This is a genomic window from Rubrivirga sp. (genome assembly GCF_049648075.1).
GTDB lineage: Bacteria > Bacteroidota > Rhodothermia > Rhodothermales > Rubricoccaceae > Rubrivirga.
The window spans coordinates 1-9,052 of the sequence record NZ_JBARYR010000305.1; the positions used below are offsets into that span (position 1 = coordinate 1).

Annotated in this window: 11 protein-coding genes and 1 pseudogene; 4 read left to right on the plus strand and 8 right to left on the minus strand. The window is 70.7% G+C overall.

The window, feature by feature from the left end:
• The coding region (locus WBA11_RS09030) for a hypothetical protein (RefSeq protein WP_424520370.1) at positions 1 to 699 on the plus strand (699 nt) is incomplete at its 5' end.
• Here the strand turns inward: WBA11_RS09030 and WBA11_RS09035 are convergent.
• Together WBA11_RS09035 and WBA11_RS09040 are read right to left on the minus strand one after the other, a co-directional pair.
• Positions 696 to 1,277: a hypothetical protein gene (locus WBA11_RS09035; protein WP_424520371.1), complete on the minus strand. Its 582-nt coding sequence runs from the start codon at positions 1,275 to 1,277 to the stop codon at positions 696 to 698. The genes WBA11_RS09030 and WBA11_RS09035 overlap by 4 nt on opposite strands.
• A 4-nt stretch (positions 1,278 to 1,281) precedes the next feature.
• A complete protein-coding gene (locus WBA11_RS09040) occupies positions 1,282 to 1,608 on the minus strand; it encodes a hypothetical protein (RefSeq protein WP_424520372.1) in 327 nt (108 codons plus the stop codon).
• Between the two features lie 91 nt (positions 1,609 to 1,699).
• Between WBA11_RS09040 and dacB the strand changes: the two genes are divergently transcribed.
• The 3 genes from dacB (at position 1,700) to WBA11_RS09055 (ending at position 4,995) form a co-directional block, all read left to right on the plus strand.
• Positions 1,700 to 3,187 carry a D-alanyl-D-alanine carboxypeptidase/D-alanyl-D-alanine endopeptidase gene (gene dacB / locus WBA11_RS09045; protein WP_424520373.1) on the plus strand — a complete coding sequence of 496 codons (1,488 nt, stop codon included), beginning with the start codon at positions 1,700 to 1,702 and terminating at the stop codon, positions 3,185 to 3,187.
• A gap of 189 nt (positions 3,188 to 3,376) precedes the next feature.
• The gene (gene mreD, locus WBA11_RS09050; RefSeq protein WP_424520374.1) at positions 3,377 to 3,850 is read left to right on the plus strand and encodes a rod shape-determining protein MreD; all 474 of its coding nucleotides are present in this window, start codon (positions 3,377 to 3,379) and stop codon (positions 3,848 to 3,850) included.
• A gap of 38 nt (positions 3,851 to 3,888) precedes the next feature.
• Entirely contained in the window at positions 3,889 to 4,995 is a 1,107-nt protein-coding gene (locus WBA11_RS09055; protein WP_424520375.1) for a hypothetical protein, read from the plus strand.
• A gap of 18 nt (positions 4,996 to 5,013) precedes the next feature.
• Here WBA11_RS09055 and WBA11_RS09060 read toward each other — a convergent pair whose 3' ends face one another.
• From WBA11_RS09060 to WBA11_RS09085, 6 genes and pseudogenes are all read right to left on the minus strand, one after another.
• Positions 5,014 to 5,844, minus strand: coding sequence for a 2,3,4,5-tetrahydropyridine-2,6-dicarboxylate N-succinyltransferase (locus WBA11_RS09060; RefSeq protein WP_424520376.1), 831 nt, complete (start codon positions 5,842 to 5,844; stop codon positions 5,014 to 5,016).
• Entirely contained in the window at positions 5,841 to 6,032 is a 192-nt protein-coding gene (locus tag WBA11_RS09065) for a hypothetical protein (RefSeq protein WP_424520377.1), read from the minus strand. The genes WBA11_RS09060 and WBA11_RS09065 overlap by 4 nt, the downstream gene beginning before the upstream one ends.
• Positions 6,033 to 6,133: 101 nt before the next feature.
• Complete coding sequence (locus tag WBA11_RS09070; RefSeq protein ID WP_424520378.1) at positions 6,134 to 6,499, minus strand: hypothetical protein; 366 nt, start codon at positions 6,497 to 6,499, stop codon at positions 6,134 to 6,136.
• A complete protein-coding gene (gene dapA, locus WBA11_RS09075) occupies positions 6,499 to 7,449 on the minus strand; it encodes a 4-hydroxy-tetrahydrodipicolinate synthase (protein WP_424520379.1) in 951 nt (316 codons plus the stop codon). The genes WBA11_RS09070 and dapA overlap by 1 nt, the downstream gene beginning before the upstream one ends.
• Positions 7,450 to 7,521: 72 nt before the next feature.
• The gene (gene dapB / locus WBA11_RS09080) at positions 7,522 to 8,271 is read right to left on the minus strand and encodes a 4-hydroxy-tetrahydrodipicolinate reductase (RefSeq protein ID WP_424520380.1); all 750 of its coding nucleotides are present in this window, start codon (positions 8,269 to 8,271) and stop codon (positions 7,522 to 7,524) included.
• Positions 8,272 to 8,354: 83 nt separating this feature from the next.
• Positions 8,355 to 9,052, minus strand: a pseudogene (locus WBA11_RS09085) (hypothetical protein); the annotation flags it as partial.

The window sequence follows — 9,052 nt, forward strand, 5'->3', positions numbered from 1 at the left end:
GTGGGACGCGGAGGCGGCGGCGTTTGGGGACGCGGCCGAGGCGTACCGGATCTACCAGTAGCCGACCTCGAGGACGGAACGCGCTCGTTCCAATCTGACTCGGCGGACGCGACCTCGAGGCCGACCGCCGATACGGAGGGAGATCTCCCCTCGACCTCGATGCGCACCGTTCTCGTCGCCCTCGCCGTTCTCTCCGCCTGCGCGCCGCAGGACCGCGACCGCGTGGCCTTGTCGGAGGCCAGCTGGGCCATCCACAACGGAGACCGCGACCACGCAGAGGTCGTCTACCACGACCTCGTGGACGATGACGGCGACCCGTTCACCCTCGCCTTAGTCGCGAGCATCCTCGAGGACGACGATGCGAAACTCCGCCACCTCGAGGACGGGGTCGCCCAGGGCGATCCGCAGTCCTGCCTCTACCTCGCGTGGCAGCAGCCCGAGGCCGCCCTCGCGACCGCCGCCGACGTCGCTGCTACCATCGACAACCACGAAGACTGCAGGGCACGGGCGCTCGAGGCCGGCCACGACGTCGAGGACTACCGCTACGTCGACGGCCTGCTCACCGACCTCGAGGACGAGGCCCGCGCCGAATCCCCCTCCGCGACGAGCCTCCGCGACAGCCTCGAGGCCGAGGGCGTGTTCGAGCGGCACCCGCGCTTGCGCGCTCTCGTGGAGAGCTCCGACGCGACGGACGCCTAGCCCGCGACCTCGAGGCCGACCAGCCGGTACTCGCCCTCGAGGACGTCGAACCGCAACGTCACGGCCGACTCGGTCAGCGCATTCTCTTGGGGCACGGCGGTCCCATCGGCGTCGTACCCGACGATGACCGTCGCCATCCTCGAGGTCGCGGCTCGACGGAAGTCTCTCGCCGAGAGGGCTAGTGCGCCGTCCAGAAACGGCCCGACCAGGAGGCGCCCAATCGCGGACTCCGCATCGCCTTCGATGGCGGCAAGCGATGCTGCGGCAGCGGGTCCGTCCTCGAGGGCGATGCGGAACTCGGGCCAGAACGTGCGGAAGTCCGGGGCGACCGGCACCTGCGCGAGCGAGTCCTGACGGACGCTGTCACGACGGAGCGAGTCGGCACTCAAGCTGTCGAGCTGCAGCGACGGGTCCACGAACAGCCCGGAGTCCGCGTAGACCGTATCCAGAGGTGCCCGCGGGTCGGGCGGACGGACCGTCCTCGAGGGCGGCGAGTCGTCGGCCTCGGTGACCTCCACGCCCTGGGACTCGCCCCCGCACCCAGCGGCGAGGAGGGCTACAACGACGACGAGCCGCACGGCGCTAGGACCGCGCGTCGACCACGACGACGTCGGGCTCGACCTCGAGGTCGGGAGCGACGTCACGCGGGACGCCCCACAGGACGGCCCCGGCGACGCCGACGTAGCCGGCGAGCAGCAGGAGGGGCGCGACCCACAACGAGAACACACTGTCGACCGGGTTGTCGCTCAGCCGGTTGTCGACCAGCATCACCGTGTAGCCCAGCACGATCAGGCCGATCGCCCCGAGCAGCAAGCGGTAGTTGATGCCGTCGAACGGCATCGTCGTGACGGACCGGCTCGTGGAGGAGCGGGTCGTCTTCGAGGCGGAGCGGCGCTTTTTGCGGGCCATGCGGGGGGCGTTGGAGCGGTCACAAGATAAAGTCCAACGACCGTCGTTTCGTACATCGTCTAGGCATCGCCCTCGAGGGCGATCGGCTAGCTTGCCCGACCGGTCCGCTCCCCACGTCATGCTCCTGCGCTCCGCGCTCGCCGCCCTCCTCGCCATCTGCGCCGTCTTGTGGCACGCCTCGCCTTCGCAAGCGGACACGGACTCCGTCGAGGCCGAGACCCTGGCCATCATCGACGAGATCCTGGAGGACGCCGACCTGCCCTCGGCCATCTGGGGCATCGTGATCCAGGACGCCCGGACGGGCCGCGTGGTCCTGAGCCGGAACGCGGAGCAGAACCTGCTCCCGGCCTCGAACCTGAAGCTGATGACCACGGCCGCCGCTCTCGACCGGCTCGGCCCGACGTTCCGCTACACGACGCGGCTCTACCACCTAGGCCAAGTCTCCCCAGACGGCACTCTCACCGGCGACCTGGTCATCCGCGGCTCCGGCGACCCGACGTTCGGGAGCGAGGGCGAGGGCGATCCGCTCCGTGACTGGGCACAGGCTCTTGCGGATGCGGGCGTCCAGCGCATCGAGGGCCGCATCGTCGGCGACGACGACGTGTTCGAGGACGCGCGCTACGGCGAGGGCTGGGACGTGACGCACATCGCGACGGAGAGCTACGCGCCGGCCGCGGGCGGACTGGTCTGGGGCGACAACCTGGTCAACATCTCGATCCGGGGTACGTCGCCAGGGCAGCCGCCCGTCTTCGAGGCCGATCCCGCCGGCTTCGCCACCGTCGAGGGCGATGTCGTGACGAGATCCGGCGGGGGCCGTCTGGACGTCGAGCGGACGTTGGGCACGGACACGTTCGTCTTGCGCGGCGGCGTCCCGAACGGCTACCGAGGAACGCTGCGCGTGCCGGTCGCCAACCCGACGCTGTTCGCCGTCCACGCCTTCGCGCTCCGGCTCGAGGAAGCCGGCATCGAGGTCGGCCGCGCCCAGCGCGTCGACATCGACGACACGACCTCGAAGCCGAGCTACGAGGGCGCCGAGCCGCTCCAGGCCTACGTCTCGCCCACGCTCGACGAGATCGTGGTGCGGATCAACCGCGAGAGCGACAACCTGTACGCCGAGCAGGTCCTCCGCACGCTCGGCGGCGGCACCGTCGACGGCGGGGCCGATCAGATTGAGGCCTTGGTCGAGCGCGCCGGCGTGGACGGCGACGGCCTCTACATCGCCGATGGCTCAGGGCTTTCGCGGAAAGACATGGTGACGCCGTCGTCCCTCGCGGCCGTGCTCCGTACGATGCGGAATCACCCGGCCTCGAGGTCGTTCCAGCAGTCGCTCCCCGAGGGCGGCGGGGCCGGCTCGACGCTGCGCAACCGTCTGTCGGGCGTGCCGGTCCGCGCCAAGACCGGCTCGCTCCTGGCCGTCCGCTGCCTCGCCGGCTACGTCGACGGCCCCGACGGGACGCCCTACGTGTTCGCGTTGATGGCGAACAACTACACGACTCGAGGACGGAGCATCGCGAGCGCCCAGGACGACATCGTGCGCGCCATGGCGACAGGCCGCCGCGTCCCCGTCGACGAGGAGTAGCGTCCTCGAGGACGCAAGCGTGACGCCTGTGCTTGGCGCGACCTCGAGGACTCCTGCCACACGAGTGGCTGATCTCGGCCTCGAGGACGCTCTCGGCCCGACCGCTTCGCCGTGGGAGGACCGGACGCGCCGCTCGGGCGTAGGGAGCCCTCGACGTAGCTTCGACCGCCCCTCTCCCCCGCCCTTCTAATGCCGAACGTCCTCCGCCAGGTCGCCCTGGGCCTGGCCGTGGTCCTCCTCCAGTGGCTCCTGAGCAACCTCAAGCTCTGGGACGTCTGGCCGGACGTGGTCCTCTTGTACGTCGCCTACGTGGCGCTCCGTCGAGGACGCGTCGAGGGTGCCGTGACGGGGTTCGGGATGGGTCTGGCGATGGACTTCCTGGTTATGCCGGAAACCCTGGGGCTGAACACCGTCTTGAAAACGCTGATGGGCTTCGTGATCGGGCTGTTCCGGTCCGAGCAAGGTGAGAACCTGAGGCTGACGCCGGTCCAGGCGTTCGTCGGCGCGCTCGTCGTCGCGATGGTCCACAACGGGCTGATGACGATCGTGCTCGCCCTCGACCAGTCCACGCGGACGCCGTTCCTGGTGTTCGGCCTGTGGCTCGGGAGCGCCGTGTACACCGCATTCGTCGCCCTCGCTGGCTCGCTGTTCCGCACCCGATAGGCCGCCCTCGAGGTCGACGGCGGCCGTCCTCGCTCGCCATGCCACCTGCTGAAGGATCGCCGTCTTCGGCCCTCTGGATGCTCGTCGCGGTGGCCGCGGGCGTCGGGTGCAGCACGGCGGCTCCCGAGATCGTCGAACCGCCCGGTTTTGCGGGGTTGATCGAGGCCGACGCGCGAGCCCACGCCGCCTTCCCGGATGAGCTGGAGGCGCGAGCCGCTGCGTTCCTACCGTCCGCCGACTCCGGTCTGATCGGTCGCAACCGAACGTGGGGAGCGCTCTACTCGCCTCGGTTCCAACTCGGAGCCGGCGGAGCTCTCCGAACGGCCCTCGCCGCCGACCGGCCGGCGCAGGCGGCTCGGGCCTTCCGCGCCCTCGAGGTCGCCGCCGTCACCATCGAGGACGACGGTCGGGTTCCCCCGACGCTCCCGCCGGAACTCGGCGTCCAGCCGTCTCCGACGGACATCGCCAGCGGGGCCGCGTTTTTTCTCGGAGACGCGTGCCTGGGACTCTTCGCCCTCGAGGCCGCCGGTCCGATGGGAGCAGTCGTACCGACAGATCGACGCCGACGTGTCCGCGCCCGGCTCGGCTCGGCCGTCGCGTGGCTTCTGACCCAGCAAGACCTCCTCGAGGAGGCGGACCAGAGCGCTCCGAATCGCTTGCTGTTCGACGCCCGCTCGTTCCACGCCTGCGGAGCCCTCTCGGAAGACCCGGACATTCGAGCCCGTGCGGCAGCCGCGACCTCGAGGTTCGTCGGCGGCGCCCTCGGCCTCCTCGCCGACGACGGGCACTTTGTCGAGGGCGGCGGCCATGACACGAGCTACCAAGGCGTGGCGTTGGGCCTGGGCGAGGACTTGGTCGCGGCCGGCTACGACGACGCTCGGCTGCGCGACGCCCTGTCTCAAGCAGCACGCTGGCTCGCGGGTCGCGTCCAGTCGGACGGTATGATCGACTCGTCCGACAACCAGAGAACCTGCGGAGGAGGCGAGACCTTCGGCGGCGAGCCCAAGCGAGTCGCCGTCCCGGAGGTCTTCGCGGCCCTGGTCTACTCCGGCGTCCGAGTCGACGACGGCAGCGTCCTCGAGGCCGCGGGCCGGATCGCGAACTGGGTCCAGGCCAACGCCGGCGCCGACCCGTGCTTCCCATAGCGCCGCCCTCGAGGCCGGCTAGCGCAGCGCGTCCTCGAGGGTGGTGGAGGCGTCCGTCGAGGCGTCGCGGTACTTGACGATGCTCGGGGCCGACAAGCTCAGGCCGTGCTCGCGGCCAAAGGCGGAGTCGACCGCCCTCGAGCCTGGGACGACGACGGCGTTTTCGGGGATCTCGAGCGGCGCGTCGGCGCTGGACCGGATGACGGTCTCGTGGACCAGGTCGTAGACCCGCGTCGAGCGCGTCAGGATGACGCCGGCGGCCAGCACCGCGCCTTGGCGGACGACGGTCCCCTCGTAGATCCCGCACCCGCCGCCGACGAACACGTCGTCCTCGACGACGACCGGCGCCGCGCCGATGGGTTCGAGGACGCCGCCGACCTGGGCCGCCGCGCTCAGGTGCACGCGCTCCCCGATCTGGCCGCAGCTCCCCACCAACGCGTGGCTGTCCACCATCGTCCCAGACCCGACGTAAGCGCCGACGTTGACGTACATCGGCGGCATGCAGACGACGCCCGACGCGATATGCGAGCCGCGGCGAACCGTCGACCCGCCCGGCACGACGCGGACGCCCCGGTCGACGCCGAAGCGCTGGATCGGGTAGGTGTCCTTGTCGAAAAAGGCGAACTCGTCGCCGGACAGGTCCACGATCTCGCCCAGCCGGAAGCCGAGCAGGATACCGCGCTTGACCCAGCCGTTGGCTCGCCACACGCCGCCGGTATCGCGGTCTGCTGCGCGCACGTCCCCGGCCTCGAGGGCGTCGAGCAGGCGCTCGAACACGGCGCGGGCGCCATCGCCGGGCACATCGGCGTGAGCCTCGAGGTCGGAGCGGAGGGCGTCGAGGTCGGTCATCGAATGTCAGGGGTTGGTTTCGCGTCTGGACGCACGTCGGACGTGACGCGTTCTCGGCCTCGAGGGCGGACGGGGTGCGGCACGAGAGCGGCCCCGTTCAGGACAATGCCGTGGGTCCACATCGCCGGGCAGAACCCTTTCGCAAGTGGATCGGAGTACGAGATCTCGCCCTCGAGGACGCGCATCACGTCGGGGCCTCGAGAACGAGCGGGAGGATGATCACGAGAGGGGCGGTCCCGTGGAGCCACCCCACACGCGAGAGCCGCTAGGCTAGGAGAGACGGGATCCGTCACTCGCCGTCGACAAAGTGGATGATGCGGTGGAGACGGTTCTCCGAGTCGATCGACGCCACGAACAGCCCGGTCGCTCGCGTCTCGCCGCCCTCGGCCAAGCGCCACGGGACGCGGACCCACTCATGATGCGCGTCCGGCGTCCCGGCCCACTCGAACGTCCAGCCGACCTGCTCCTGGAACAGCGCCGCGAACGCCGTCATCGCCGCCTGACCCCGTACCGGCTTGACCTCGTGCGGGTCCGTGTAGATCGCGTCCGGGGACAGACACGAGTGGGCCAGGCCCCAGCGCTGATCGCCGTCGGTCGTGTTCCAGACGTCGGCGTAGCGGGCGAGCGTTTCTTCGAGGTCGGGGCGGTAGGCCATCAGGCGGAGGCGGGGACGGCGCCGGCCTCGATGAGATCGGCGTAGGCGGAGAAGACGTCGTCGGAGCCGGGCTCCGAGAGCGGGGCGAGGGGCTGCCGGACGGCCGCCTCCATCCGGCCCTGGGCGGCCAAGACGGCTTTGAGCGGCGACGGGTTCGACTCGACGAAGCTCGCACGCATCGCGTCCAACAGTGCGTAGTGGAGCGCGCGGGCGCCCTCGAGGGACCCCGCGAGCGCGCGGCGGACCATCTCGGCAACGGGTCCAGGGGCCGCGTTCGCGATGACGGAGATCAGACCCGAGCCCCCGAGGCAGACCGCCGGCAACGCCAGGTCGTCGTCGCCGGAGTAGACCGCGACGCCGTCGGGCGCGTGGGCGAGGACGTCCGCGACCTGGTTCAGATTCCCCGACGCCTCCTTCACACCGACGACGGTCGGGACGTCCTCGAGGACGCGCAGGGTCGTTTCGGCGCTCAGGTTCGAGCCCGTCCGGCTGGGCACGTTGTACAAGATGATCGGGCAGTCGGTCGCGTCGGCGATGGAGGCGACGTGTGCGACGACGCCGTCGGGCGTCGGCTTGTTGTAGTACGGCCCGACCACCAACAGTCCATCGGCTCCCGCCGTTGCGGCCTCGGTCGAGTACGCGACACTCGAGGCCGTGTCGTTGGTCCCGGTCCCGATGACGACCGGCACGCGCCCCGCCGCCTGGTCCAGCGCCACGTCCACCAGGTGCCGGCGCTCGGCATGCGTCACGGTCGGGTTCTCGCCCGTGGTCCCCAGCACGACGAGCGCCTCGACGCCCTCGAAGAGCCGGCCGTCGAAGCGGCTTCCCTCGATCTGATAGTCGATGAGAGCGCGGAACGCAGCCTCGTCGATGGCGCTCCCGTCGGCTGTGAACGGGGTGACGAGGGCCGGAGCGGTGCCGGAGAACAGGGGCTGTCGGGCGGGACCCATCGGTGGCAGGGGCGGGTGGGAAAGGACAAGAGGAACGCGGGAACGGGTCGGAGGCTCCGAGCGGCTACGCGATCACGCCCCCCGCCCGATGCCGTCGTCGATCATGTCGTCGAGGGTGAACAGCCCCTTCCGTCCTCGAACCCACTCGGCCGCGCGCACGGCCCCGACGGCGAACGCACGCCGGCTCTTGGCCGTGTGGACGATCTGGATCTGATCCACCTCGCTGTCGAGTGTCACCGTGTGTTCGCCCAGGACGTGCCCGACGCGCTGGCTCGTGACGTGCAACGCGTCGGCCTCGACGGCGCCGTGCTGCGTCTCGACCTCGAGGGCAGTCTTCCGGTCTAGTCCTGCGAGCAAGACCTCGGCAAGCCGAAGCGCCGTTCCGCTGGGGCTGTCGAGCTTGCCCGTGTGGTGCGCCTCGTGGACGGCGACGTCGTACTCCTCGAGGTCGTTGAGCAGCGGCAGGACGCCTCCGAGAGCGCGTTCGACGAGGGCCAGGCCGAGGGAGAAGTTGGGCGCCCACAGCATCCCGCCCTGCCCCTCCTCGATCCAGTCGCGGACCGTCTCGAGCTTGTCCGTCCACCCCGTCGTCCCGACCACGGCGTCGGCGCCCCAGAAGGCGTAGCGGTGGATGTGGTCGAGGGCGACGTCCGGGACTGAGAAGTCGATGCAGACGTCGGCGTCCTCGAGGGCGGAGTCGTCGCGGGCGTCGAGCAGCGGGTGGTCGGCGTCGAACCGGGCGGCGACGGTGTGGCCGCGCTCCACGGCGACGGCCTCGACGGCCTGGCCCATCCGTCCCGTTCCTACCAAGGCGATGATCATGCGGGGTCGATGTTCGGGGTCCGTCCCGACGCGCCCTCGAGGGCGTCCGTTCCACCACGACCGCGGCGGCCTCGAGGCCGTGCCTACCGGATCCCCTCGGCGGCGCGGACGATGTCGGCCAGGACGACAGACGACGTGACCTCGACGTTGGCGCCGGGGCCTTGGAAAAAGACGGGGTGTTGGGCCGATCGCTCGGTCCGGACGGCGACGGCGATCTCCGATGGCCCGAGCGCCGCCAGAAGCGACGTCCGGTCGATGGGCTCGACGCCCGCCCGGACGGCCCCGTCCGCACCGACGCGAGCCACGTACTGCACCTCGTCCGCGCCCTCGAGTCGCTGTTTCCACTCCGCGTCCGACTCCGACAGCCGCTCCCAAAACGTTTCGAGCGGCACGTCCTCGAGGCCGGCCGGGATCAGGCTCTCGATCTCGACGGCGTCGGCCTCGAGGCCGACTTCGTGGGCGAGCAGGACGAGCTTGCGGGCGACGTCTCGGCCCGACAGGTCGTCGCGGACGTCGGGCTCGGTGAGGCCGGCGTCGCGGGCGGCACGGACGGCTTCAGAAAACAGGGCGCCGCCCCGCATCCGAGTCATCACGAACGACAGCGTGCCCGAGAGCACGGCCTCGATCTCGTGGACGCGGTCGCCCGTTCGGACGAGGTCGCGGAGCCGTCCCATGATGCCGAGCCCAGCGCCGACGGACGCGTCGTAGAGGTACGGCGCACGGCCCATTCTCGAGGCCTGACGCGTCGCCGTCCATGTGCCCAGCGTCGGTCCCGTGGCTG

What these genes read in the sequence shown, in the direction of transcription:
- WBA11_RS09060 (WP_424520376.1), bottom strand. Translation starts at nt 5,844, where the DNA reads ATGACCGACCTCGACGCCCTCCGCTCCGACCTCGAGGCTCACGCCGAT.
- mreD (WP_424520374.1), top strand. Translation starts at nt 3,377, where the DNA reads ATGCCGAACGTCCTCCGCCAGGTCGCCCTGGGCCTGGCCGTGGTCCTC.
- dapA (WP_424520379.1), bottom strand. Translation starts at nt 7,449, where the DNA reads ATGGGTCCCGCCCGACAGCCCCTGTTCTCCGGCACCGCTCCGGCCCTC.
- dapB (WP_424520380.1), bottom strand. Translation starts at nt 8,271, where the DNA reads ATGATCATCGCCTTGGTAGGAACGGGACGGATGGGCCAGGCCGTCGAG.
- WBA11_RS09070 (WP_424520378.1), bottom strand. Translation starts at nt 6,499, where the DNA reads ATGGCCTACCGCCCCGACCTCGAAGAAACGCTCGCCCGCTACGCCGAC.
- WBA11_RS09055 (WP_424520375.1), top strand. Translation starts at nt 3,889, where the DNA reads ATGCCACCTGCTGAAGGATCGCCGTCTTCGGCCCTCTGGATGCTCGTC.
- WBA11_RS09040 (WP_424520372.1), bottom strand. Translation starts at nt 1,608, where the DNA reads ATGGCCCGCAAAAAGCGCCGCTCCGCCTCGAAGACGACCCGCTCCTCC.